Genomic DNA, 24,846 nt, shown 5'->3' on the forward strand with positions numbered 1-24,846 from the left:
GTGCGTGTCAGCCCTCGATCGGGTCGCGCATGCTGCGGCTTCCGACGCCGCAGCTCGGCGCCGACCAGAAGCGGCTCGGGCGGCCGTCGACGTGGGTGTGGTCGTTGTGGCCGGGGTAACCCGGGCCGAGGATGCCGGCGAAGCCGTGGTTGCGGGCGGCCTGGGCGAACGTGCAGAGCGAGTGCGGGCCGGCGCCGAGGTCGGCCGCGTCGCCGTAGAGGTGGCGGCTGCTGGTCGCGCCGCCGACCGCGGCGTTGCAGGACTGGCTGCGGAAGCCGCTGGTGACCCGGATCTGCTGGTCGCCCAGGGCGTGCCGCATCGCCTGCAGCTTCCACATGGTCACCAGGGCGTTGAACCGCGCGGTCGCGGCTGAGACGTTGCCGCCGGCCCAGGTGCTGTTGCAGGTGTTGAGCTCGGCGTAGGAGAAGTTCACCGGCGTGCAGTCGTTGTCCTGCAGCGCGTAGAGCCGGTTGAACGTGTTGGGGCCGGCGATGCCGTCGGCGGCCAGGCCGTACGCCTGCTGGAAGCGGATCACCGCGGACCGGGTCGCCGGGCCGAACGCGCCGTCGATGCCGAGAACGCCGCCGGTGCCGGGGTAGCCGGCGACCCGGATCTGGAGCTGGCGCACGTCTTCGCCGGACATGCCCTGGGACAGCTGGCGACCCCAGGTGTAGCAGCCGTCGGCCTGCGCGGCGCCGGTGGTGGTGACCAGGCCGACGGCCGTCGACGCGACGGCCAGTGCGAGCACCGCGAGAGTCTTGGTGAGAAATCGGCGCATGAAGCGCCTCCCGTCAAGTGGTGGGGGCAGCATTGACGGATGGAAGTATCTCTATGCTGAGTGGACTCGTCAATAATCGCCGGCTAACCTGGCCGGGACGGCGAAAAGCTACATCAGCGGAGCTTCGGGAGCTTCTGCCGGGCGAGCAGCACGTCGTGGAACGGGTCGCCCTCGGTGGCCAGCCGCTTGAGGATCGTGCGCACGGTGAACCTGTCGGGCTTGAGCTTCGGGTCGTCGAGCTCGTCCCAGTGGATCGGCGCGGACACCGGCGCGCCGGCGGCGGGGCGCGGGCTGTAGGGGGCGACGAGCGTCTTGCCGATGACGTTCTGGGTGTAGTCGAGCCGGGCCAGGCCCTGCCGCTCGTCCTTCTGCCACTTCCAGCTGACCAGCTCCGGCACCGCGGCCGCGACCGACTTGGACAGTTGCTCGACCCAGGAGCGCACGGCGGCGTACGACGGCCCGCGGGTGATCGGGATCCAGATCTGGATGCCGCGCTTGCCGGTCAGCTTGGCCCGCGCCACCAGGCCGAGGTGGTCCAGCGCCTCGCGGTGCAGCTTGGCCAGGGTAACCAGGTCGGCCCACGTGGTGTCGGCGCCCGGGTCCAGGTCGATCAGCGCGTACGTCGGCTTGTCGGGCTTGTCCACCTGGGACGTCCACGGGTGCCACTCCAGGCCGCCGAAGTTGGCCGCCCACAGCAGCGCGGCCGGCTCGTCGACGACCAGGTAGGTTTGCGACTCGCCGGGGTCGGCATCGGGGTTGTCCCACCGGGCCAGCCACTCGGGCGCGTGCGACGGCAGCTCCTTCTGCCAGAAGCCGCGCGTGCCGGCGCCGTCCGGATAGCGGTGCAGGTTGATCGGCCGCCGGGTCAGGTAGGGCAGGATCGTCGGCGCGATCTGCGCCGTGTAGCGCAGGAGGTCCCGCTTGGTGATCGGCTTCTGCCGCCCCTTGCCCGGGAACAGCTCCTTGTCGAGGTTGGTGACCCGCAGGTCGCGGCCGAAGACCTGCCAGGTGCCCTGGTTCTTGAGCTTGTCGAGGGCCTTCAGCTCGTCGGGATCCACCTCGTCGGCGGCGTCGGCCTTCAGCGCCAGGCTGGCCGTCGCGGCGGGCAGGTCCGACCGCCACAGCCGGTCCGGGTCGGCCTTCACCTCGTCGTTGGTGCGCCCCGACAGCACCGACTTCGGGTGCTTCTCAGGATCCCAACCGGGCTTCGCGTACGCGTCCTTCTTGTGCAGCAGGATCCAGTCGTCGGCCCGCGTGCGGACGAACACGAACCGGCCGTTGAGCTTCTCGCCGTGCAGGTCGGCGTGCAGCTCGCCATCGGCGATCGCCTTCGCCGGGTCCTCGCCCTCCGCCGGGTCCCAGGTGCCGGTGTCCCAGACGATCACGTCCCCGCCGCCGTACTCGCCCGCCGGGATGACGCCCTCGAAGTCGATGTACTCCATCGGGTGGTCCTCGACGTGGTACGCGCCGCGGCGCACCCCGGGCGCCAGCGTCGGCCCCTTCGGCACCGCCCAGCTCACCAGCACCCCGTCGACCTCGAGGCGCACGTCGTAGTGCAGGTTGCGGGCCCGGTGCCGCTGCACCACGAACCGCCGGTGCCCGTCGGCACCGGGCGTGGTCGCGCCGGACGGCTCGGGCGTCTTCCCGAAGTCCCGCTTGCGGCGGTACGGCGCCAGCTTCTGGCGCGGCGTCGTCGTCACCGTCGTCGCCAGCGCGGGCCGGCGTTGCGGCCCACCATCCAGGTCAGCGCGGCGAGCGCGGCGCAGACGCCGAGCGCGGCCACGCCGGGGCGGTCCCAGGTGATCAGGAGCAGCGGGACCAGGGCGAGCAACGCGACGACGATGACCATCGGCACCACCAGCCGCACCCACTGCCGGTTGCGCCCCCGCATCCGTCTGGCGAACCGTGGATCCTCGGCCGCCAGGTGGCGTTCGATCTCGGCCAAGCGCTGCCGGTCGCTCTGACTGAGCACGGCCATCGCCTCCGTACACACCGTCGTCGTGTCGTACACCGCGCCCATACCCATGCTTCGGGACGCTTATGCCGCCTGATTTAGGGTCGGACCGTGCCTTCTCTCGCTGCTCCCGCGGTGCCGCCCGGCACGCTGGCCGGAACGAAACAGCCCGTGATCGACGGTGCCGGTGTCCGGTTGCGGCCCTGGCGTCCGGATGACCACGAGGTGGTGCGCGCCGCCTACGCCGACCCCGCGGTGCAGCGCTGGCACGTCCGTTCGATGGACGCGCTGGAGGCGCAGGCGTGGGTCGCCGCGTGGTCCGGGCGGTGGAAGGGCGAGAGCGGCGCGGGGTGGGCCGTCGAGCGGGACGGCGCCGTCGCCGGGCAGATCAGCCTGCGCCGGATCGACCTCCACGACGGGCTGGCCGAGGTGTCCTACTGGGTGCTGCCCGCCGCCCGGGGCGCCGGGCTCGCCGGCCGGGCGCTCACCGCGCTGACCGCGTGGTCGTTCGGCACGCTCGGGCTGCACCGCATCGAGGTCGCCCACTCGACCGCCAACCCGGCCTCGTGCGCGGTCGCCGCGCGCGCCGGCTTCGCCCTGGAGGGCACCAAGCGCAGCGAGGCCCGGCACGCCGACGGCTGGCACGACATGCACCTGCACGCCCGCCTGGCCACCGACTAGCCGCGGGCGTAGCGGAGCAGGCGGTCCTGCATCACCTGGTACGGCGTGGCCGCGGGCGGTGGGGCGCCGTCGCGGACCGCGGTGGCGACCGCGACCGCGGCGTCGAGGGCGGCGCGGTAGGGCAGCGAGCCGGTGCTGACCCGCCGGATGCCGAGGTCGGCCAGGTGGGCCAGGGACAGCTCGGGGATCACCAGCACGTTGACGGGTACGGGCAGGTTGGCGGCCAGGTCGCGCAGCTCGGCGGGCTTCGTCGCGCCCGGCACGAAGACGCCGTCCGCCCCGGCCTCGACGTACGCCGCCGCCCGCTCCAGCGTGGCCGACAGGGTGGCGTCCTGGCCGAGCCAGTACGTGTCGGTGCGGGCGTTGACGTACACATCGGGGTTGCGGGCCTTGACCGCGGCCACCTTTGCGGCGTGCGCGGCCGGCTCGACCAGGCGGCCGCCCGTGCTGTCCTCGAGGTTGACGCCCGCGACACGCAGACCCGCGACGTAGTCGGCGACCTCCTCGGGCGATTCGGAGTAGCCGTCCTCGACGTCGACCGAGACGTGCGCGGGAAGGGCGGCGAGGGCGTGCGCCAGCGCGCGGGTCGCGTCGCGGGTGGCGCCCCGGCCGTCGGGCGCGCCGGCGCCGGCCGCCACGCCGAAGCTGGTGGTGCCGACGGCGGGGAAGCCGGCCTCGACGAACGCGATCGCCGAGGCGACGTCCCAGGCGTTGGGCAGCAGCAGGGGCAGCGCGCCGTCGTGCAGCTCGCGGAACGTCATGATCGGACGCTACCGGGCCGGACCCCGTCGCGCGGCGGCAATCAGAGCCAGCCATGCTCCCGCGCCCGGGTCAGCGCCTCGCCGCGGTTGCGGGCGCCGGTCTTGCCGATCGCCGCGGACAGGTAGTTGCGGACCGTGCTGGGTGACAGGTGCAGCCGGGCCGCCACGTCGCCGATCGTCGCGCCGCCCGCCGACGCGGCGAGCACCTCGCGCTCCCGGTCGGTCAGCGGGTTGGGCCGGGCGCTGAGCGCCTGCGCGGCCAACGCCGGGTCGACGACGATCTCACCGGCCAGCACCCGGCGGATGGCGGCCGCCAGGTCCTCGACGGGGTCGTCCTTGACCAGGAAGCCCCGGGCGCCGGCCTCGAGCGCGCGGCGCAGGTGGCCGGGTCGCCCGAAGGTGGTCACGATGACCACCCGGCAGCCGGGCCGGGCGGCGGACACCTCCGGCACCAGGTCGAGGCCGCTGCGACCGGGCAGCTCGATGTCGAGCAGCACCACGTCGGGCGCGCTGTCGCGGACCCGCGCGACGACCTCGTCGCCCCGTGCGACGGTGGCGACCACGGTCAGGTCGTCCTCCAGGTCGAGCAGCGTGGCCAGCGCCGAGCGCATCATGCCCTGGTCCTCGGCGATCAGCACGCGGGTGGTCATGCCGCCGGCACCCGCGCCGAGAGGGTGAAGCCGCCGGCCGTCGACGTCGTGGTGAGGGCGCCGCCGGCCGCCTCCAGGCGCTCGCGCAGGCCGCGCAGCCCGCTGCCGGGCGCGCCGCCCGGGTCGCCGTGGCCGTCGTCGGTGATCTCCACCCGGGCCACCTCGTCGTCGACCGACACGGCGATCCGGCAGGTACGCGCCTGCGCGTGCCGCAGCACGTTGGTGATGCCCTCGCGGACGACCCAGCCGAGCAGCGCGTCGACCTGGCCGGCCAGCGTGGCGGGCGCGGGGGAGACCTCGGCCCGCACGTTGCCGGCGGCCAGCGCGGTGCGGGCGTTGGCCAGCTCCTCGCCCAGGCTCATCGCCCGGTAGCCGCTGACGGTCTCGCGTACCTCCGTCAGCGCCTGCCGGCCGATCGCCTCGATGTCGCGGGCGTGCTCGGCGGCCGCCGGCGGGTCACGGTCGAACAGCCGGTGCACCGCCTGCGCCTTGACGACGATCACCGAGAGCGTGTGGCCGAGCAGGTCGTGCAGGTCGCGGGAGAAGCGCAGCCGCTCGGCGGCGACGGCGGCCACGGCCAGCCGCTCCCGGGTCTCGGTCAGCTCGGCCACGACGCCCACCAGGTAGCGGATCAGGAACGTGGCGACGCCGGCGACCAGCGTAGCGAAGCCCAGGAACAGGCCGGTGTCCAGCGAGCGGGCCTCGATGCCGGCGGCGACCGCGCCGCTGATCGTCACGGAGGTGACCAGTCCCAGCGCCCAACGCTGCCGCACGGCCAGCGCCGCCGCGATCGACAGCAGCGGGAAGACGAACTGCCGGTCGGTGTGCCAGAGCACGAGGTAGCCGGTGCACAGCGCGGTGAAGCCGACGAACGCCCAGGTGCCGCGGCGCAGGACGGCCAGCGTGAACGCGACCGCCAGCGCCACCAGGTAGCCCGCGCGGCCCGGCTGGCCGCCGGTGATCGCGTCGACCAGCGGCGCGATCAGCAGCACGGGCGCCCAGATCAGGCCGAACCACGGGCCCGGATGGCGGGCGAGCCAGTCCAGCGTGGGCTCGCGCTCGACCGTCATCGGATCATCGTAGGCGCGGGCCGGCGAGCCGACACCCAGGCCGCGAACGCCTCGATCCCGTCGATCACCGCCGCGTTGCGGACCGAGTGGAACAGGTCGAAGGCGTGCTGGCCGCCGCGCAGCTCGGCGTGGACGACCGGGTTGGCGGAGACCGCGCGCACGCCGGCGACGTAGTCGCGGGCCATGCTCGCCGGCACCTGCGAGTCCCGGTCGCCGTGCACCACGAACATCGGCGGCATCGCGGGGTTGGCGTAGTCCAGCGGGGCCGAGCGCACCGGCGGGTCGTCGTAGTAGCCGCCGAACCAGCCGTAGAGCGGGATGGCGGCCGCGATCGTGGTGTCGACGTCCTCGAAGCCGGGCTGGAATTCGGGGGCGTTCGGGGTGGCGGCGCAGATCGCGGCCAGGTGGCCGCCCGCCGAGCCGCCCGCCACGACGATCTGGTCGGGGTCGGCGCCGTACTCCGCCGCGTGCGCCCGGACCCAGGCCAGCACCTTCTTGGCATCGATCAGGTGGTCGGGCCAGCCGACCTCGGGCCGCAGCCGGTAGTTGGCGCTGACGCAGATCCAGCCCTGGCCCGCCAGCCGGTGCAGCAGCGGCTTGCCCTCGCGCCGCTTGTGGCCGCTGTAGTAGCCGCCGCTGTGGAAGTAGACCAGCACCGGCCCGGCGGCCGGGCGTGACCGGTGGCGGTAGACGTCGAGGGTGTTGCGCCGGTGGTCGCCGTAGCGGAGGTTGCCGACTCGCCGCACGTGGCGGCCGCCACGACCGGCCAGCGGGGCGAGCAGGATGCGGGCGAGGTGGTTGCGGCGTCGGGTCCGGATCCCGAGCGTGTCGGCCAGCGCGGCGTCGATCGTGGCCCGGGCGGTGCCGGCCCGCGCCACGAGGACGCCGAGCCCGGCCAGGGTGAGCGCGGCCAGGCCGGCCGCCAGGGCGCCGCCCGGGCCGGCCAGGTCGCCCTGGACGAGCGCGAGGACCGTCGAGGCGACCAGGCCGTACGCGAAGAGGAAGGGAAGCTCGTTGACCACGAGGCTGCCGATGTAGCCGACCCAGCGGACGGGGCGCGGGCGGCGGGGCGGCGCGAGCGCGGACAGCACACCGATGCCGAGGATCACGACGCCGGCGAGGTAACCGAACGGAACATCCATGACCCGACGCTATGGCCGGGCCCCCTGGCACCGGCAGATGTCGATGTCCTCGGTTCGGCAGGACGAATGTCCTAGCTCGGCTCGTCGGAGACCAGCTGTTGGGCGAGGGCGGGCTTGAGCGCACGGGCGTTGAGCACCACCACGAGCGGCCAGATTGCCTCGGCGGCGGCCAGGAAGCGCTCGGTGATGCCGATCTGGTCGCCGCGGTTGAACAGCTCGGTCGCGAACCAGAACATCAGCCCGATCATGATGGTGGTGGCGAGTATCGACGCGGTCGGGCGCAGCGACCAGGGCGCGGTCGGCTCGGTGCGGAACGCGAACGCCGGCCAGACCGCGAGCGCGATGAAGCCGGCGCCGGCCATCAGCCCGTGGACCAGGGAGGCGCCCTGGATCGGTTGGGGGAAGAAGACGGCGGTCATGGAGACGATGCCGCCGAAGATCAGGGCGAACCGGCCGGCCGGGTACGCCGGGCGCAGCCCGATTCCGGTCAGCGTGAAGCAGATGCCCATCCCGGTGAACGCGACCACCATGATCCAGCGATCGGTGGCGCCGAGGCCGGCCAGCGCGCTGATCGTGTCGCGGGTCGAGCTGTAGCTGGCGGACTGCCGGGCAGGGGACAGCACCAGTCCACCCAGGAGGAAGATCGGGGCCAGGATCGCCGAGACCACGGCCCACCCCGGCACAGCTCGCACCGCGCCAGTTTGGCATGATTTTTCGCTTTCGAGCGTGCCTTTGCCGATCACCGTGTGCGGCCGCATCGATAACCGCGAGTAAGCGGACCAATGCGGTCAATTGTGGATGGATAGCCTTGCCCAAACGTGAGCGCCGTCACCCAACGTGAAATTCGTTTCAGCATTCGTACGCGTGTCTGGGACCATGCTCTGGCCTCGATCGGGGCATGTCGATCCTGGGGGGATGATCGCGGATGACAACGCAGGCGGTGCCGTCGGCTGGCTCCGACAAGCTCGACAGCGGCGTGCTCAAGGTCGCTGGTGTGGTGGTGCTCGGCGCCATCATGTCGATCCTCGACATCACCGTGGTGAGCGTCGCGCTGCCGACGTTCCAGCGGGAGTTCAACGCCACCTACGCCACCGTCGCGTGGACGATGACGGCCTACACGCTGGCCCTCGCGACGGTCATCCCGATCACCGGTTGGGCCGCCGACCGGTTCGGCACCAAGCGGCTCTACCTGCTCTCGCTGGTGCTCTTCGTCGGCGGTTCGGCGCTGTGCAGCGTCGCCTGGGACATCGGCCCGCTGATCGTCTTCCGGGCGCTGCAGGGCCTGGGCGGCGGCATGTTGATGCCGCTCGGCATGACGATCATGACGCGGGCCGCGGGCCCCGACCGGGTCGGCCGCGTGATGGCCGTGCTCGGCGTGCCGATGCTGCTCGGTCCCATCGGCGGCCCGATCCTCGGCGGCTGGCTGATCGAGGCCGCGAGCTGGCACTGGATCTTCCTCATCAACGTGCCGATCGGCATCGTGGCCTTCGTGCTCTCGCTGCGGATCCTGCCCAAGGACCGGCCGCAGCCGTCGGAGTCGTTCGACTTCCTGGGCATGCTGCTGCTCTCGCCGGGCCTCGCGCTCTTCCTCTACGGCGTCTCGTCGATCCCCGGTGAGGGCAAGGTCGGCTCGGCCAAGGTCCTGATCCCCGCCCTGATCGGCCTGGCGCTGGTGATCGCGTTCGTGCTGCACGCCCTGCGCAAGCAGCACGCGCTGATCGACCTCGGCCTGTTCAAGAACCGCAACCTGACCGTCTCCACGGTCACGCTGACGCTGTTCACGGTCGCGTTCATGGGCGCGATGCTGCTGCTGCCGAGCTACTTCCTGCAGGTGCGGGGCCAGTCGACGCTCGACGCCGGCCTCCTGCTCGCGCCGCAGGGCCTCGGCGCCATGGTCACGATGCCCATCGCCGGCCGGCTGACCGACAAGATCGGGCCGGGCAAGCTGGTGCTGCCGGGCCTGCTGCTGATCGCGCTCGGCATGGCCACGTTCACGCAGGTGACGCCCGACTCGTCGTACCCGCTGCTGCTCGGCTCCCTGTTCGTCAGCGGCCTCGGCATGGGCATGACGATGATGCCGATCATGTCGGCCGCCCTGGCGTCGTTGACCCACCAGCAGGTGGCCCGCGGCTCGACGATGATGAACATCGTCCAGCAGACCGCCGGCTCGATCGGCACCGCGGTGATGTCCGTGATCCTCACCAACCGGGTGCTGGACAGCCAGGAGGCCACCGCCTACAGCGCGGTGACCCAGGGCCAGGTGCCCGCCTCGCAGGTGCCGCCGGAGGTCCTCACCGCCGGCCAGGCGTCCCTCGCCGACGCGTTCGGCCACACCTGGACGGTCGCGGTCGCGCTGCTCGTCCTCTGCCTGGTGCCGGCCCTGTTCCTGCCGCGCCGCCGGATCGAGAAGGCCCCGGACCCGTCCGGCGAGGCCGTCGCCGTCCCGGTGGCGATGCACTGACCCGGTACGACCCGATCGCGGCGTCCGCTGGCCTCGTCCGGCGGTCGCCGCGTCCCGGATCCGCGTTCCGGCTCGGCCGATGGTGGCGCGGTGGCCGCCCAATGCGGACGCCCTCCGCCCGGATTGACGCCGCACGCGGCCGCGCCTAGTCCGGATCGCCGGCGCCCGGGGCCGAGTGACCAACGCGGACGAACCGGGCGGACTACGCCCGGCGGCTGACCTCCGGCCTGGCGGGGGCGGCGTGGTTGCGGCAGGATCGGTCGCCGTGACCGGAGCATGGCAGCGGCGCTGGTGGTTGGTCGGCGGGGTGCTCGTCCTCGCCGCCGCGGTGACGGCCGTCTTCGCGCTGCGCGGGGCGGGCAGCGCCTGCGCGGCGGCGGCGACCAGCGGCAAGGCGACCTTCTACACCGACAGCGGTGGCAACTGCTCGTTCCCGAGCCCGCCCGACGACCGGCTGTTCGTCGCCCTCTCGCCCGACGAGTACGCCGACGGCGCCAAGTGCGGCGGCTACCTGGACGTGAAGGGGCCGGACGGCAGCGTGCGGGTCAAGGTCGTCGACCAGTGCCCGCCCTGCGAGTCCGGCCACATCGACCTGAGCCGCGAGGCGTTCGCGAAGATCGGCGACCCGGTCGACGGGATCATCCCGGTCACCTACACGACCGTGGCCAGCCCGCGCACGGACAACCTGACCTTCCGGATCAAGGAAGGCGCGTCCGCGTACTGGTTCGCCGTCCTGGTCGACAACACCGGCAACGCGCTGCGGTCGGTGCAGGCCAAGGGGCCCGGCGGCAGCTGGCGGTCGGCGCACCGCGAGCCCTACAACTACTGGCTGATCGACGGCGGCATCGGATCGGGCCCCTACAGCATCCGCGTGACCGACGTCCGCGGCCGCCAGGCCACCGCCACGGGCGTCAAGCTGTCGCCCGGCACGACCCAAACCTCCGGCGTACGCCTCGGCGGCGCCGGCACCGCCCCCGCGGTCAAGAAGTCGCCGACGAAGAAGCCGACCCCGAAGCCGACCGCGTCGCCGACCCCGACCGCCGTCGCGCCCACCACCCGACCGGCCGTCCCGCCCACCGAGGCCGCAGTCCTGGCCGGCGGCGAAGCGGGGTTGGGCAGCCGCTGCGACTGACCGGGGACCGGTGGCCCGCACCTGATGCCTGGGCGGACAGCCGCCGGCGCTACCCGGCCCGTGGGTGGGCCGGGTAGCGACGAGCGTCACCAGCCGACGGCCACCAGTAGCCACTGCGGGTTGCCGTGGGAGATGAACGAGGACTGTTCGGCGTAGTCGTCGTACGGGAAGCCGTACGACAGGTTGTTGATCGCGCGGTCGTGCCAGAACTTCGAGTAGTAGTTCGCCGGCGGGGCCTGGTAGAAGTTCGCCGGGTTCGACCACTGCGACTGCGGCAGGTGCGCCACGTGGCGGTTGAGCGCCGCGCAGCCCGCCGCGTTGTTGGCCAGCGGGCCGGCGCAGCCGAAGACGTCCGAGGTGGACGCCGGCAGGCCGTTCTGCGCCGCGTAGGTGGACATGTAGTTCTGGTAGACCCCACCGGCCCGGAACTGGGGTGAGTTGCCCGGCGACGGGATCCGGTACGGCGCCTGGATGGTGGCCAGGTGCTTGAACTCGGCGGGCATCGCGTCGGAGAAGCGCTGGAACGTGACCGCCCGGTCCTCCGCGAACGTCGCCTCCGTCTCGCCGACCGCCGCGTCGTAGCCGTCGCGGGCGTGCAGCCGCATGGCCAGCTTGAGGCCGAACGCGTCGACCCGGGTGGTGTTGCCGTTGAACACCGCCGGCCCGACCGTGAACTCGATGAAGTCGCTGTACTGGCTGTTCGGCGACCCGAGGTAGAAGTACATCCGGCCGGCGGTGTTGGCCGGCATGTCGAAGTAGGGCTGCTCGGCGATCGAGTGCGTCTGCCCGTTGTAGCTCCAGTAGACCTGGCTGTCCGGGTAGCGGCCGTTGGTCCGGTTCAGGATCTTGACCATGACGACGTTCTGGGCGGCGGGGATGGTCGACGTGTCACCCCAGAAGCCACCGGTCGGCGGCGGGTTCGTCGTGGGCGGCGGGGTCGGCCCGCCACCGGTGGTACGCACGACGAACTCCCAGAGCGAGTACCCGTACGCCGTGGCCCGCGCGGTCCCGTTCATCCGCACGTAGCGACCCGACCCGGAGACCGCGAGGGTCTGCGTGCCGCCCGTGCCGGTGGTCGTCGAGTAGACCGTCTGCCACGGACCGTCCGGCCCGGCGGAGACCTGGATCTGGAAGGCCCGGGCGTACGCGGGCTCCCACTGCAGCACCACCTGGCAGAGCGTCTGCGTGCTGCCGAGGTCGACGCGCAGCCACTGCGGGTCGCCGAACGCGCTCGACCAGCGGGTGGCCGCGTTGCCGTCGACGGCGGCCGAGGCCGGCATGGTGGCGTTCTCGACCGACGACGCGGCGGCCGGCCGGTTGAGCGCGGCGTTGCCGGAGCAGGTCTGACCGGTGTCGATCAGGCCGTAGACCTGGAACTCCCAGAGCGAGTAGCCGTAGGGCGTGCCCCGCGCGGTGCCGTTCATCCGCACGTAGCGGCCCGTGCCGGAGACGGTCAGCGCCTGGGTGCCGCCGGCGCCGGTGGTGGTCGACCAGATCGTCGTCCACGGCCCGCCGGCGGCCGCCGCGACCTGGATCTGGAAGGCGCGGGCGTACGCCGCCTCCCACTGCAGCACGACCTGCGCGACCTGGGTGGTGGCGCCGAGGTCGACCTGGATCCACTGCGGGTCGCCGAAGGCGCTGGACCAGCGGGTGCCGGCGTTGCCGTCGACGGCCGCGGAGGCGGGCGACGCGGCGTTCTCGGTCGACGAGGCCGTGGCCGGCTTGCCCTGGGAGACCAGGACGAGCGCGGCGTCGGCGGCCGACCGGGTGGTCACGACGAACAGTGCGGTGAGGAGGATGACCGCGGCGGCCACGGCGAGCGCGGCGCGGCGGCGGGACAGGGCATGGGGCATCGCGACTCCTGCGGGGACGGAAGCAGGGCGAGAGAGCGCTCTCAGGCGGAGACGTTCGTCCGGCCGGGCGCGCTTGTCAAGAGACCAGCACGAATATTTGCGCCCTTGACTGGAGCGCCCGTAGTCACGACTCTGTTGGAGAGCGCTCTCCAAACCGTCCGTCCCCGCATTGGAGTGCACATGCCAGCCCCGCCCCGCCGCCGGCTGCTCGTCGCCGGCGCGATCCTCACCCTGCTCGTCGCCGGGGCCCTGCGGGCCACCCCGGCCGCCGCCGCCGGCCCGCTGATCTCCCAGGGCAAGCCGGCCACCGCCTCGTCGGCCGAGAGCGCCGGCACGCCCGCCTCGGCCGCGGTCGACGGCAACACCGGCACCCGCTGGTCGAGCGCCTTCAGCGACCCACAGTGGATCCAGGTCGACCTCGGCGCCACGTACGCCGTCGACCAGGTTGAGCTCGTCTGGGAGGCCGCCGCCGCGCGGTCGTTCCAGATCCAGGTCGCGGCCGCGGCCGGCGGGCCCTGGACCACCGTCTACTCGACCACCACCGCGACCGGCGGCACGCAGACCCAGGCCGTCACCGGATCCGGGCGCTACGTCCGCATGTACGGCACCGCCCGGACCACCGGCTACGGCTACTCGCTCTGGGAGTTCCGGGTCTTCGGCACCACCGGCGGCGGCGGGCCGACCGACCCGCCACCGGCCGGCGGCACGCCGATCTCCGCCTTCAAGAACGTGGCCGCGTCGTCGCACGAGGGCGGCAACGCGCCCGCCGCCGCGGTCGACGGCCGCACCACCACCCGCTGGTCGAGCCAGTTCAGCGATCCACAGTGGATCAGCATCGACTTCGGCGGCACGGCCAGCATCACCCAGGTGGTGCTCAACTGGGAGGGCGCCTACGCGTCCGCGTACCGGCTGGAGACCTCCGCCGACGGCAGCTCCTGGACGCCGATCCACACGACCACCGCCGGGCGCGGCGGCGTCGAACGGCTCGCGGTCACCGGCACCGGGCGGTTCATCCGGATGTACGGCACCGCGCGCGCGACCGGCTACGGCTACTCGCTGTGGGAGTTCCAGGTCTTCGGCACGGTCGACACCAGCGCGTCCACGCCGCCGCTGCTGTCGGGCCCCACCCGGCCGCCGGGCACCACGGGCCAGTTCGCGCTCACCGCGCCCGGCGACGGCGCCATGGTCACCACCACCCGGCGCCCGACGCTGACCTGGGCCGCGGTCGGAGGTGCCACCCGCTACCAGGTGTGGATCAACGTCAGCCGCACCGACTACGACTTCGCGGCGTCCGGCAACCTCATCGACCTCTACACGCGGGTCGCCGACGTGACCGGCACCAGCTACACGCCGAGCTGGGACCTGGCCGACCGCTGGACCTACAAGTGGTACGTGACGGCCGGCAGCAGCACGTCGTCGATCCGCCGGTTCAGCGTCTACGTGCCGACGCTGGAGACCGTGGCCGACGGGGTCAACCTCGTGGCCGGCGCGCGTGACCTCGACCGCAACGGCACGATCGCGCCCTACGAGGACTGGCGCCAGCCGGTCGAGACCCGGGTCAACGACCTCCTGGGCCGGATGACGGCCGAGGAGAAGGCGTACCAGATGTTCTACAACGCCCAGGCGTTCCCGCGCGCGGGCTGGCACTTCGGCCCGGCCGGCGCGGCCGACCTGCACGCCGCGCTGCTGGGCTCCTCCGGCACGCGGCTCGGCATCCCGTTCATCTCGGCCGGCGACACGATCCACGGCTACCAGACCACCTATCCGACCCAGAGCGCGCTGGCCGCGGCCCGCAACTACCCGCTGCAGTACAAGCTCGGCGACATGCAGCGCCGCGAACAGCTCGAGGTCGGCACCCGCGGCGTGCTCGGCCCGCTGGCCGAGGTCGGCACGAAGGTGCTCTACCCGCGCATCCAGGAGGGCAACGGCGAGAACGCGACCGTCGCCGCCGCGCAGGTGCGAGCGCTGGTGGCCGGGCTGCAGGGCGGTCCGGAGCTCAACCCGCGCTCCGTGCTGGCCACGGTCAAGCACTGGCCGGGCGAGGGCGCGGGGGGCGAGGCGCTGATCGTCTACGACGGGGTCACGATCAAGTACCACATGATCCCGTTCCGGGCCGCGATGGAGGCCGGCGCGGTCAACATCATGCCCGGGTACGCCGGCTCGTCCTTCCTGGACCCGGGCGGCCCCGGCGCCGGGGACAGCGCGCCGATCCTCGCGTACCTCCGGCAGAACCTCGGCTACCAGGGCCTGATCACCACCGACTGGCTGCCCTGGGGCGCCTGGGTCGGCGCGGCGCGGGCCGGCTCCGACGTGATGGGCGGCGCCGACCCGGGCGCGGCCGGCTTCTCGATGGCGACGTTCACCGCCAGCGTGCCGGCGGCCCGGATCGACGACGCCGTGCGCCGGGTGCTGCGGATCAAGTTCCAGCTCGGCCTCTTCGAGAACCCGTACGGCGATCCCGTCAACGGGCCGTACCGCATGCACCAGCCCGCTTACACGGCGCTGGCCAACCAGGCGTCCCGCGAGGCGATGACGCTGCTGAAGAACGACGGCGCGGTGCTGCCCCTGCGGCTCGCGGCGGGTGACACGGTGGTCGTCGCCGGCCCACGCGCCACGGACACCTCGGCGTGCTGCATCTGGACCAGCTACTTCCACCAGGAGTACGGGTCGCTGACGATGCTGGACGCGATCCGGGCCCGCGGGCAGCAGGCCGGGGTCAACGTGGTGTCCGGTGACGCCCCGGCGCCGAAGCTGGTGATCGTGGCGGTCGGGGAGGGCTCCTACACACACGGGACACAGTGGGTGAAGGAGCAGCCGTACCTGCCGCCGGACCAGCTCGCGCTGATCCGCAACTTCCGTGCCCGGGGCATCCCGGTGGTGGTGGCGCTGGTGATGCCGCGGCCCTACGTGATCACGGACTGGCACAACGACGCGAACGCGATCGTGGTGACCTACCGCGGCGGCGAGGAGATGGGGCCGGCGCTGGCCAGCCTGCTGTTCGGTGACTACGCGCCGAGCGGCAAGCTGCCCTGGCAACTGCCGCGCAGCCTGGCCGACGTGCTCCGGCCGGGCGGCAGCGACGTGCTGGCCGACGCGACCGAGGCCTGGGACCTGCCCTACGACCTCGGCGCCACGGCCGCGCAGCGCACCACGCTGCGGTCGCAGATCGACGCGGGCCAACCGCCGACACCGACGGGCAACCCGCTCTACCAGTACGGCGCCGGGCGCACCGGCTTCTAGCGGTGAAAGGAACGGTCCGTTGTTAACGCTATGCGTTAACAACGGACCGTTCCTTTCACCTGACCTGGGTCAGGGCGAGGTTGTGGCCGTCGGGGTCACGGAAGAACGTCATCCACAGCTCGCCCTGCTCGTCGCGATGCACGGCATGCGGCTCGTCGAGGAACTGGACCCCCGCCTCGACGAGCCGCGCACGCTCGCCGTCGAGATCGTCGACACCGAAGTAGAGCGTCACCTTGCTGGCGAACGCCTCGGACTCGGGCACGCCGAGGTAGAGCCGCACGTCGCCGCTCTGGAAGAACGCCATCGACTGCCCGGGCACGGCGAAGAGGAACGGCACCCCGAGCACGTCGCGGTAGAACACCACGGACCGCTCGATGTCGCTGACACTGATGTGGATCTGCGAGACCGCACCGACCGCCATGCGCTCCACCTCACCAGCCCGCCGTGAGCGGCGCAACACGACGCGTCATCCGACCGACCAGTGGTCGCTGGTGACGGCCGCGAAACCCGGCGGATCCGCCGAAAACGTCACAGAATCATCTTATGGGCAGCGCGGGGGAGCTCGGCACCATCCGGACGAACGTGCCCGCGCGGCTCGACCGGCTGCCGTGGGCGCGGTGGCACTGGCTGATCGTGATCGGACTCGGGACCGTGTGGATCCTCGACGGGCTCGAGGTCACCATGGTCGGCAACCTGTCGGGCCAGCTGTCCAAGCCGGGCAGTGGCATCGACATCTCGCAGTCCCAGATCACCGGGCTCGGTGCCGCGCTCTACGTCGCCGGCGCGTGCACCGGCGCGCTGTTCTTCGGCTGGCTGACCGACCGGTTCGGCCGCAAGAAGCTCTTCATGATCACGCTCGTCGTCTACCTGGCCGCGACCGCGCTCACCGCGATCTCGGTCGAGGCCTGGATGTTCTTCCTGTTCCGGTTCCTGACGGGCTTCGGCATCGGCGGCGAGTACGCGGCGATCAACTCGGCCATCGACGAGCTGATCCCGTCGCGGCACCGCGGCCGGATCGACATCATCATCAACGGCACCTACTGGGCCGGGGCGGCGGCCGGCGCCCTGATCACGATCCCGCTGATCAACTTCCTGCCGGTCGACGTCGGCTGGCGGATCGCGTTCGGCGTCGGCGTGGTGCTCGGCCTGGTCATCCTGCTCGTGCGGCGCAACGTGCCGGAGAGCCCGCGCTGGCTGTTCATCCACGGTCGCGAGCGGGAGGCCGAGCGCCTCGTCGGCGGGATCGAGCAGGAGGTCGAGCGGGAGACCGGCAAGCGGCTCGACCAGCCGGACCGCTACATGACGATCCGCCAGCGGCACTCGATCGGGTTCGGGACGATCGCGAAGACCATGGTCCGCAGTTATCCGAAACGGACGGTGCTCGGCTTCTCGCTCTTCGTCGGCCAGGCGTTCCTCTACAACGCCATCACGTTCGGGTTCGCCCAGATCCTCGAGACCTTCTTCGACACGCCGTCAGGGAGCACCGGCTACTACTTCGCGGTGATCGCGGTCGGCAACCTGCTCGGCCCGCTGCTGCTCGGGCCGCTGTTCGACACCGTGGGGCGCAAGCCGATGATCGCCGGCACGTACCTCGTCTCCTCGGTCTCGTTGCTGGTCACCGCCTGGCTGTTCAACGAGGGCCACCTCAACGCCGTCACCATGACCGCGGCCTGGAGCTTCGTGCTGTTCTTCGCGTCCGCCGGGGCCAGCTCCGCGTACCTCACCGTCAGCGAGGTCTTCCCCATGGAGACCCGCGCGCTGGCGATCGCGTTCTTCTACGCGATCGGCACCGCCGCCGGCGGCATCACCGGCCCGCTGCTCTTCTCCAAGCTGGTCTCGACCGGCGTCGTCACCGACACGGCCTGGGCGTTCACGATCGGCGCCATCCTGATGGGCCTGGCCGGCATCGTGGCCGCGTTCCTCGGCGTCAAGGCCGAGCGCCGCGGTCTGGAGGACATCGCGAAACCGCTCACCGCGCAGGAGGCGTGACATGGCGTTCGGCGCCGAGACGACCGCGGCCGAGGTGCTGGCCGGCATCGACCTGGTCGGCCGGCGGGCGGTGGTCACCGGCGGCGGCTCCGGCATCGGCCTCGCCACCGCGCGCGCCCTCGCGGCCGCCGGCGCGGACGTCACGATCGCCGTGCGCGACCCCGCGCAGGGGCGGGCCTCGGGGCTGCGCTGGGAGCTGCTCGACCTGGCCGACATCGGCTCGGTGCGGGCGTTCGCCAACCGGTGGACCGGGCCGCTGCACATCCTGGTCAACAACGCCGGCGTCATGCGCACGCCGTTCGCCCACTCGGCGCAGGGCTGGGAGCTCCAGTTCGCGACCAACCACCTCGGCCACTTCGCGCTGGCCGTCGCGCTGCACCCCGTGCTGGCCAACCCCGACGGCGCCCGGGTCGTCGCGGTCACCTCCGCGTCGCACCTGCGGGCGCCGGTCGACTTCGACGACATCAACTTCGAGCGGCGGCCGTACGGTCCGACCATCGCGTACGACCAGTCCAAGACGGCCAACATCCTGTTCGCGGTCGAGGCCGCGCGGCGCTGGATGCACGACGGCGTCACGGTCAACGCGGTCAACCCCGGTGGGCTGCGGGGCAAGCTCCAGCGGCACCTGTCCGAGGCGGAACTGTCCGAGATGGACGCCCGGGCCGTGCGGGGGCCGGGCTGGAAGACGCCGGGGCAGGCGGCCGCGACGTCGGTCCACGTCGCCACGGCGCCGGGGCTGGCCGGGGTGTCGGGCCGTTACTTCGAGGACTGTCACGAGGTCGGCCTGCACCAGCCGGGCACGGCCACCGGCGTCGCCCCGTTCGCGGTCGACCCGGCCAACGCGGCCCGGCTGTGGGAGATCTCCCTGGAGGCGATCGGCGGGGCATAGCCGTACGCTGCCCGTCATGCACATCGTCCGCTACCGCCGGGAGCACGACGAGACCGCCCGGGTGGGCGTCCGGGTCGACGGGGTCGTCCGCGAGCTGCCCGTGCCGTCCGTCGCCGCCCTCCTCCGCGAGCCCGTCGCGGCCATCCGGACCCTGCTGGACTCGCCCGGCGACGAGGTCGGCGACGCCCGGCTGCTGGCGCCGGTCGACGGGGCCACCGAGGTCTGGGCCGCCGGGGTGACCTACCTGCGCTCCCGCGAGGCGCGGATGGAGGAGAGCAGCGAGGCCGACATCTACGGCCGGGTGTACGAGGCCCCGCGCCCCGAGCTGTTCTTCAAGTCCGCCGCCTGGCGGGTCGTGGTCGACGGCGACCCGGTCGCGATCCGCGCCGACTCCGGCCTCGACGTGCCCGAGCCCGAGCTGGCCCTGGTCGTCAACCGGCTCGGCGAGATCGCCGGCTACCTCGTCTGCAACGACATGAGCTCCCGCGCCATCGAGGGGGAGAACCCGCTCTACCTCCCACAGGCCAAGGTGTACGCCGGCGCGTGCGCCCTCTCGGCCGGCATCCGCCCCGCCTGGGAGGTGGACGGCGCCGACCTGCCCGTCGCGGTGCGGGTGACCCGCGAGGGCGTGGCCGTCTGGTCGGGCGCCACGTCGACCGCCCGGATCAAGCGGCCGCTCCAGGAGCTCGTCGACTGGCTGTTCCGGGCCGACAACTTCCCGGACGGCGCGGTCCTCTCCACCGGCACCGGACTCGCGCCGGCGATGGACTTCACCCTCCAGCCCGACGACGTCGTCACCATCACCATCGACGGCGTGGGCGAGCTGACCAACCCGGTCGTCGTGGGCAAGGAGCACTTCGCCTTCCAACACCCCTAATCCGCCGCTAGGGCGAGAACCCGGGGCCAGCTGTCGATGCGGGCCGCGGCGTTGGCGTCGCGGGTGCCGCCCATCATCCGGCCGCCGACGATCGTGCCGGCGGGGAGGTAAGGGAAGCTGCCGACGTGGTGGCCCGCTTCCGGGTAGATCAGGACCTGGTGCGCGGCGGTCACCTCGGCGTCGTCGAGGCGTCGCATGATGCGCTGCGCCTGCTCGGCGGAAGACCAGACCCGGTCATCGCCGCCGGCGATGGCGAGGACCGGGCCGCGCACGCGGGTGACCGGTATCGCGCTCTGCGGCACCGGTTCGCCGTCGATGGTCCACGCGTTGCCCCGCTTCGGATAGCCCGCCCAGACGGTGTCGCTGGGCGCGTACAGGATGGTGCCGTGGACGAGGTCGGGGTAGTGCTGTGCGAGCAGCAGCGCCGCCTCCGATCCGCGGGAGTAGCCGCTGACCACCACGTCGTCGGGGTCGGCCCCGGGCTGCCTCGTCAGCAGTCGCGCCGCCGTGGCGAAGTACTCCAGCGGTATGTCGTCGAGGTATTTGGGGAGACCGGGTGCGCCGAAGTAGCCCAGCGCCAGCGTCGGGTGGCCGCGCGACGCGAGCAGGGCAGCTTCGTACCTCCTCCCGATGCCACCTTCCGAGCCCCCGAAGAGCAGAACTCCGGTGCGGCGCTGCCCACCGGGAGCGGGCAGGAAAATGACACCGGCGAGTCCGTCGGCGCCAACCGTCAGAGTGCGGTGGGTCACGCCCGGCGCGACCCACCGCCGGGTCACCGTGCGGGCCGCGATCTCCCGACCGGCGGCTGACACGGTCAGCCGGACCTCGTACGCCCCCGCCTCCTCGGGATAGCCCAAGCGGAAGAGGGCCCACTCCGGATCACCGGTGGCTGGACGCATCGACCAGAACAGTCCCATCCCGTCGACTCCGCTGTAGGTGCCCGACGCGGGTGCGGAGCGGGCGAGGTCGACGACGCCGTGTCCATCCGCCTCGAATGTCGCGTCGGCGCTCCACCGCTGGCCGTCGCGATCGTCCACCTGCGACGCGACGGTTACGGTCTCACCGGCTCTCAGGCCCGACACCCGCACATGAATGGGCTGATCGGCCAAGGCGACAGCCGCGTCGAACTCGATCGTGGCATTTGTGGAAACGACTGCCGAACAACCAACGACGCCACCACCGGTCACGAGGACCGCGGCGACGCCGGCAAGCCATCGACGGACGCCCATGCTGGCCAAGATAGCGACCGCGACACACCCTAGTCGCTCAGGTCGGCCACCACGGCCGCGTGGTCGGTGGGCCAGACGCCGGCGACCGGGGCGGTGCCGGCGCGGTGGACGGCCTGGACCCGGCCGGCGCGGTGGGCGCTCTGCAGCACGTGGACGTAGTCGATCCGGCCGCTCGGCGCGACCCAGGCCGCCGCGTGCGGGTTGGCGCGGTCCCAGGTGAAGCCCGGATCGCCCGGGTCGGCGAACCACCACGCGTCGAGGAGCACCTGCTCCGGGACGTAGCCCGTGGTCAGCACCCCGGTGAAGCGGCGCAGCTCGTCGGAGTCCGGCATCGCGTTGAGGTCGCCGACGACCACCGGTGGGTGACCGTCGTGCGGCAGGCCGGCGACGTGCCGGGCCAGCCAGTCGAGCTGCGCCGAGCGGCCCGCCGAGCCGGACAGCACGCTCAGGTGGGTCGTCACGAACGGGATCGTCCCGTGTGGAGCGTCGACGAGCACGCTGAGCGCGGCCCGGCTCGGGTCGCCGGGCAGGTCGTACGCCTTCTCGGTGCGGATCGGCCAGCGGCTGAGCACCGCGACGCCGTTGCGCAGGCCGGGCCCCCCGCCGACCCGCACCCGCCAGGTCTCCTGGTCGCTGCCGCAGCCGAACGCCCAGTGCAGGCCCAGCTCGTCGGCCAGCCAGCCGGCCAGGTTCTCGTCGCCGTCGGCCCAGACCTCCTGCAGGCCGACGAGGTCGGGCCGCTGGTCGCGGAGCACGGCGAGGATCGCCGCCCGCCGCCGCTCCGGCTCGCCGAACCGCCACCACAGGTTCCACGTCATCACCCGCACGCCGATCACCGTCGCACATCCCCGCCCGGGGCCGCCGACCCCACTCCGCCGCGGCGGAGATCCGAGCCGGGTCCGATCACCGGCGTTACGATGCGGGCGTGGCGAACAACCCGCGGGCCGGGCAGCCGGCCGAGCCCGGTGACCTGATCGACGTCGACGCCGTGCTCGGCGCCTACCACGACCTGCACCCGGACCCGGCGGTGCCCGCGGAGCGGGTCGCCTTCGGCACATCGGGGCACCGCGGGTCGAGCCTGCGGAAGGCGTTCAACGAGGACCACATCGCGGCGACCAGCCAGGCCATCGTGGAATATCGGGCGCGGCAGGGCACCACCGGCCCGCTCTTCCTCGGCCGCGACACGCACGCGCTCTCGGAGCCCGCGACGCAGACCGCGCTCGAGGTGTTCGCCGCCAACGGCGTGCCGGTGCTGATCGACAGCCGCGACGGGTTCACGCCGACGCCGGCGGTGTCCCACGCGATCCTGACCTACAACAAGCGGGGCCCGGCCGCGCGCGCCGACGGTGTGGTGGTCACCCCGTCGCACAACCCGCCCGACGACGGCGGCTTCAAATACAACCCGCCGCACGGCGGGCCGGCCGACACCGACGCCACCAGCTGGATCCAGGACCGGGCCAACGAGCTGCTCCGGGCCAAGCTCGACGGCGTGCGCCGGATGCCGTACGGGCGGGCCCGGGCGGCCGAGACCACCCAGGAGTTCGACTTCACCGCGTCCTATGTGGACGACCTGCCCTCGGTCGTCGACCTGGCGGCCGTCCGCGACGCCGGTGTGCGCATCGGCGCCGACCCGCTCGGTGGGGCCAGCGTCGGCTACTGGGCCGAGATCGCCGAGAAGCACGGGCTCGAGCTCACCGTCGTCAATCCGGCCGTCGACCCCCGGTTCGCGTTCATGACGCTCGACTGGGACGGCAAGATCCGGATGGACTGCTCGTCGCCCTACGCGATGGCGTCCCTGATCGCCAAGCGCGACCAGTACCAGGTCGCCACCGGCAACGACGCCGACGCCGACCGCCACGGCATCGTCACGCCCGACGCCGGCCTGATGAACCCCAACCACTACCTGGCCGTGGCGATCGACTACCTGTTCCGCAACCGCGAGGGCTGGCCGGCCGACGCCGCCGTCGGCAAGACGCTGGTCTCCTCGTCCCTGATCGACCGGGTCGCCGCCGACCTCGGCCGCACGCTCCTCGAGGTGCCGGTCGGCTTCAAGTGGTTCGTGCCCGGGCTGCTCGACGGCACGGTCGGTTTCGGTGGCGAGGAGAGCGCCGGCGCGTCGTTCCTGCGCCGCGACGGTGGTGTGTGGACGACCGACAAGGACGGCATCATCCTCTGCCTGCTCGCGTCGGAGATCATCGCGAAGACCGGGCGCACGCCGTCGCAGCACCACGCGGCGCTGGTCGAGCGGTTCGGCAACCCGGCCTACGCCCGGGTCGACGCGCCCGCCACCCGCGAGCAGAAGGCGGTCCTCGGCAAGCTGTCGCCGTCGCAGGTGACCGCCACGTCGCTGGCGGGCGAGCCGATCACGGAGATCCTGACCGAGGCGCCCGGCAACGGCGCGGCGATCGGCGGCCTCAAGGTCAGCACCGAGAACGGCTGGTTCGCCGCCCGCCCGTCCGGCACGGAGGACGTCTACAAGATCTACGCGGAGTCGTTCCACGGCCCGGACCACCTGGCCCGCATCCAGGAAGAGGCGCGCGCGGTGGTCGGTGCGGCGCTGAAGGGCTAGGCCCTAGCGCAGCCGGGACAGCGTCGCGTCGTCCTCGGCGCCGCCGTAGAAGCGGTCGAGGACCGCGCGGAACACCGGCTCGTCCGGCGCCGCGTGTGCGAACAGGGTCATCGACGAGCGGAGCTTGAGCGCGTCGACCGGGCCGAAGATCCGCTCCGCGTCGCTGGCCGCGCCGTCGACCAGGGCGGTCGCGGACTCGCGCAGCCGCGGCCCGAGCACCGGGTGCGCCAGGTAGGCGCGGGCCTCGTCGAGCCCGGAGATCGCGTACGCCTGGGCCATGGAACTGCGCCCCAGGCCGGCGATCTGCGGGAAGACGAACCACATCCAGTGGCTGCGCTTCGCACCGGCGCGCAGCTCGGCCAGCGCCCGCTCGTGGACACCGTCCTGGGCGTCGACGAAGCGGCTCAACCGGTAGGGATCGTCGTCGGTCACCGCCCCAGCCTGGCCACCCCCGCCCGCGTCGGTCAAGGCGCCGCTCCGTGCCGGCTACCCTTGACGCATCATGACGTTCACTCTCGTTCCGTTCACCGCGGACCGGGCGGCGCTGGTCGCCGGCTGGGTCCGGTCCGCCGACGAGGCCGACATGTGGTGTTCCCGCGCCGAGCATCCGTTCCCCGCCGACGTCGTCGCCGGGTGGTCCACGCAGGACGACGTGGCCGCCTACCTGCTGCTCGACGGTGGCCGGGCGGTCGCGTACGGCGAGGTGTGGTCCGACGACGAGGAGGACGAGGCCGAGCTCGCCCGCCTGCTGGTCGACCCGGGGGAGCGGGGCCGGGGCGTCGGCAAGGCGCTGACCCGCGCGCTGGCCGACCGGGCCGGGTTCGACGACGTGTTCCTGCGGGTCCGGCCCGACAACGCCGCCGCGCTGGCGACCTATCGCGGCGCGGGGTTCGCCGACGTCGCGCCCGAGCTGCAGGAGGCGTGGAACGCGCCGCAGCCCCGCCCGTACGCCTGGCTGCGCTGGACCGGCAGGCCTTAAGCGGGGCCCAGTTCGGTGTCGAGCAGGGTCGCCGCCAGCGCGCGGCCCGAGCGGACCGCGGCCGCCGGGTCGCGGTCCATCCGCGTCGAGATCGCGACCCCGTCGTAGATCATGCGTAGCTGGTAGCCCAGCGCGTCCGGGTCGGCGGCGCCCGCCTGCGCGGCCAGGTCGGTGAACAGCCCGCGCACCCAGGCCCGGTAGTCGTCGGCCGCCGCGACCGCCGCCGTGCCGGTCGCGGCCGTCTCGGCGGTCGCGGAGACGAACGGGCAGCCACGGAAGTCCGGCTCGGCGAAGCGCGCGCCCTGGACGTCGAAGACGCCGAGGATCTTCTCGCGGGCGCTGGGGTAGGCGGCCAGTCCCTCGGTCACGCGCTTCTCGATCGCCCGGTGCCGACCCTGCAGATAGGCCCGGATCAGCTCGTCCTTGCTGCCGTAGGTGTTGTAGAGCGTGGCCTTGGCGACGCCGGCGTGCTCGATGACGCGGTCGATGCCGACCACGTGCACACCCTCGCGATAGAACAGCTCGTCCGCCGCCGCGAGGAGCCGCTCGCGGGCCGTCGGCCGGGTAGCCGTCGCCATGTCGGTCACCGCCT

Annotated in this window: 23 protein-coding genes; 9 read left to right on the plus strand and 14 right to left on the minus strand. The window is 72.7% G+C overall.

Going from position 1 to position 24,846, the window contains the following annotated elements; genetic code table 11:
* Positions 1-7 precede the first annotated feature (7 nt).
* The 3 genes from O7635_RS28325 to O7635_RS28335 form a co-directional block, all read right to left on the minus strand.
* Positions 8-778, minus strand: coding sequence for a D-Ala-D-Ala carboxypeptidase family metallohydrolase (locus O7635_RS28325; protein WP_278083533.1), 771 nt, complete (start codon positions 776-778; stop codon positions 8-10).
* Positions 779-891: 113 nt separating this feature from the next.
* Positions 892-2,478: a non-homologous end-joining DNA ligase gene (gene ligD / locus O7635_RS28330; protein ID WP_278083534.1), complete on the minus strand. Its 1,587-nt coding sequence runs from the start codon at positions 2,476-2,478 to the stop codon at positions 892-894.
* Entirely contained in the window at positions 2,475-2,804 is a 330-nt protein-coding gene (locus O7635_RS28335; RefSeq protein ID WP_278083535.1) for a DUF3040 domain-containing protein, read from the minus strand. The genes ligD and O7635_RS28335 overlap by 4 nt, the downstream gene beginning before the upstream one ends.
* 39 nt (positions 2,805-2,843) lie before the next feature.
* Between O7635_RS28335 and O7635_RS28340 the strand changes: the two genes are divergently transcribed.
* Complete coding sequence (locus O7635_RS28340; RefSeq protein ID WP_278083536.1) at positions 2,844-3,413, plus strand: GNAT family N-acetyltransferase; 570 nt, start codon at positions 2,844-2,846, stop codon at positions 3,411-3,413.
* Here O7635_RS28340 and O7635_RS28345 read toward each other — a convergent pair.
* From O7635_RS28345 to O7635_RS28365, 5 genes are all read right to left on the minus strand, one after another.
* Positions 3,410-4,174, minus strand: a complete 765-nt coding sequence (locus O7635_RS28345; RefSeq protein ID WP_278083537.1) for an isocitrate lyase/phosphoenolpyruvate mutase family protein — start codon at positions 4,172-4,174, stop codon at positions 3,410-3,412. The genes O7635_RS28340 and O7635_RS28345 overlap by 4 nt on opposite strands.
* Before the next feature lie 41 nt (positions 4,175-4,215).
* Positions 4,216-4,824 carry a response regulator transcription factor gene (locus O7635_RS28350; RefSeq protein WP_278083538.1) on the minus strand — a complete coding sequence of 203 codons (609 nt, stop codon included), beginning with the start codon at positions 4,822-4,824 and terminating at the stop codon, positions 4,216-4,218.
* A complete protein-coding gene (locus tag O7635_RS28355; RefSeq protein ID WP_278083539.1) occupies positions 4,821-5,894 on the minus strand; it encodes a sensor histidine kinase in 1,074 nt (357 codons plus the stop codon). Before O7635_RS28355 ends, O7635_RS28350 begins: the two co-directional genes overlap by 4 nt.
* Positions 5,891-7,036, minus strand: coding sequence for an alpha/beta hydrolase (locus O7635_RS28360; protein WP_278083540.1), 1,146 nt, complete (start codon positions 7,034-7,036; stop codon positions 5,891-5,893). The genes O7635_RS28355 and O7635_RS28360 overlap by 4 nt, the downstream gene beginning before the upstream one ends.
* 71 nt (positions 7,037-7,107) lie before the next feature.
* A complete protein-coding gene (locus O7635_RS28365; RefSeq protein WP_278083541.1) occupies positions 7,108-7,728 on the minus strand; it encodes a DUF998 domain-containing protein in 621 nt (206 codons plus the stop codon).
* Positions 7,729-7,961: 233 nt separating this feature from the next.
* Between O7635_RS28365 and O7635_RS28370 the strand changes: the two genes are divergently transcribed.
* Positions 7,962-9,497 (plus strand): DHA2 family efflux MFS transporter permease subunit, encoded by a 1,536-nt coding sequence (locus tag O7635_RS28370; protein ID WP_278083542.1) that lies wholly within the window; start codon positions 7,962-7,964, stop codon positions 9,495-9,497.
* A gap of 265 nt (positions 9,498-9,762) precedes the next feature.
* Positions 9,763-10,629, plus strand: a complete 867-nt coding sequence (locus O7635_RS28375; RefSeq protein WP_278083543.1) for an expansin EXLX1 family cellulose-binding protein — start codon at positions 9,763-9,765, stop codon at positions 10,627-10,629.
* Positions 10,630-10,715: 86 nt separating this feature from the next.
* On the opposite strand, the gene O7635_RS28380 is transcribed toward O7635_RS28375, so the two are convergent.
* Positions 10,716-12,482 (minus strand): discoidin domain-containing protein, encoded by a 1,767-nt coding sequence (locus O7635_RS28380; RefSeq protein ID WP_278083544.1) that lies wholly within the window; start codon positions 12,480-12,482, stop codon positions 10,716-10,718.
* Between the two features lie 180 nt (positions 12,483-12,662).
* On the opposite strand from O7635_RS28380, the gene O7635_RS28385 reads away from it, so the two are divergent.
* On the plus strand, positions 12,663-15,722 hold the full coding sequence (locus tag O7635_RS28385) for a discoidin domain-containing protein (protein WP_278083545.1): 3,060 nt from the start codon (positions 12,663-12,665) through the stop codon (positions 15,720-15,722).
* Positions 15,723-15,777: 55 nt separating this feature from the next.
* Here O7635_RS28385 and O7635_RS28390 read toward each other — a convergent pair whose 3' ends face one another.
* Positions 15,778-16,143 (minus strand): VOC family protein, encoded by a 366-nt coding sequence (locus O7635_RS28390; protein ID WP_278083546.1) that lies wholly within the window; start codon positions 16,141-16,143, stop codon positions 15,778-15,780.
* A 122-nt stretch (positions 16,144-16,265) separates the two neighbouring features.
* On the opposite strand from O7635_RS28390, the gene O7635_RS28395 reads away from it, so the two are divergent.
* Genes O7635_RS28395 through O7635_RS28405 form a run of 3 tightly spaced genes read left to right on the plus strand, consistent with a single transcriptional unit; the run spans position 16,266 to position 19,477 of the window.
* On the plus strand, positions 16,266-17,711 hold the full coding sequence (locus O7635_RS28395) for an MFS transporter (RefSeq protein WP_278083547.1): 1,446 nt from the start codon (positions 16,266-16,268) through the stop codon (positions 17,709-17,711).
* 1 nt (position 17,712) lies between these two features.
* Complete coding sequence (locus tag O7635_RS28400) at positions 17,713-18,600, plus strand: SDR family NAD(P)-dependent oxidoreductase (RefSeq protein WP_278083548.1); 888 nt, start codon at positions 17,713-17,715, stop codon at positions 18,598-18,600.
* Between the two features lie 16 nt (positions 18,601-18,616).
* A complete protein-coding gene (locus O7635_RS28405; protein WP_278083549.1) occupies positions 18,617-19,477 on the plus strand; it encodes a fumarylacetoacetate hydrolase family protein in 861 nt (286 codons plus the stop codon).
* Here O7635_RS28405 and O7635_RS28410 read toward each other — a convergent pair.
* Both O7635_RS28410 and O7635_RS28415 read right to left on the minus strand, forming a co-directional pair.
* Positions 19,474-20,706, minus strand: a complete 1,233-nt coding sequence (locus O7635_RS28410; protein WP_278083550.1) for an acyl-CoA thioesterase/bile acid-CoA:amino acid N-acyltransferase family protein — start codon at positions 20,704-20,706, stop codon at positions 19,474-19,476. The two genes, O7635_RS28405 and O7635_RS28410, sit on opposite strands and share 4 nt — an antisense overlap.
* 29 nt (positions 20,707-20,735) lie before the next feature.
* Positions 20,736-21,524, minus strand: a complete 789-nt coding sequence (locus tag O7635_RS28415; RefSeq protein WP_278085590.1) for an endonuclease/exonuclease/phosphatase family protein — start codon at positions 21,522-21,524, stop codon at positions 20,736-20,738.
* Between the two features lie 107 nt (positions 21,525-21,631).
* Between O7635_RS28415 and pgm the strand changes: the two genes are divergently transcribed.
* Positions 21,632-23,275: a phosphoglucomutase (alpha-D-glucose-1,6-bisphosphate-dependent) gene (gene pgm, locus O7635_RS28420; protein ID WP_278083551.1), complete on the plus strand. Its 1,644-nt coding sequence runs from the start codon at positions 21,632-21,634 to the stop codon at positions 23,273-23,275.
* 3 nt (positions 23,276-23,278) lie between these two features.
* Here the strand turns inward: pgm and O7635_RS28425 are convergent, their stop codons facing one another.
* A complete protein-coding gene (locus O7635_RS28425) occupies positions 23,279-23,707 on the minus strand; it encodes a DUF1810 domain-containing protein (protein ID WP_278083552.1) in 429 nt (142 codons plus the stop codon).
* A 70-nt stretch (positions 23,708-23,777) separates the two neighbouring features.
* On the opposite strand from O7635_RS28425, the gene O7635_RS28430 reads away from it, so the two are divergent.
* Complete coding sequence (locus O7635_RS28430) at positions 23,778-24,254, plus strand: GNAT family N-acetyltransferase (protein WP_278083553.1); 477 nt, start codon at positions 23,778-23,780, stop codon at positions 24,252-24,254.
* Here the strand turns inward: O7635_RS28430 and O7635_RS28435 are convergent.
* The gene (locus O7635_RS28435) at positions 24,251-24,832 is read right to left on the minus strand and encodes a TetR/AcrR family transcriptional regulator (RefSeq protein ID WP_278083554.1); all 582 of its coding nucleotides are present in this window, start codon (positions 24,830-24,832) and stop codon (positions 24,251-24,253) included. The two genes, O7635_RS28430 and O7635_RS28435, sit on opposite strands and share 4 nt — an antisense overlap.
* Positions 24,833-24,846 lie beyond the last annotated feature (14 nt).

The sequence above is a fragment of the Asanoa sp. WMMD1127 genome (genome assembly GCF_029626225.1).
Lineage (GTDB): Bacteria > Actinomycetota > Actinomycetes > Mycobacteriales > Micromonosporaceae > Asanoa.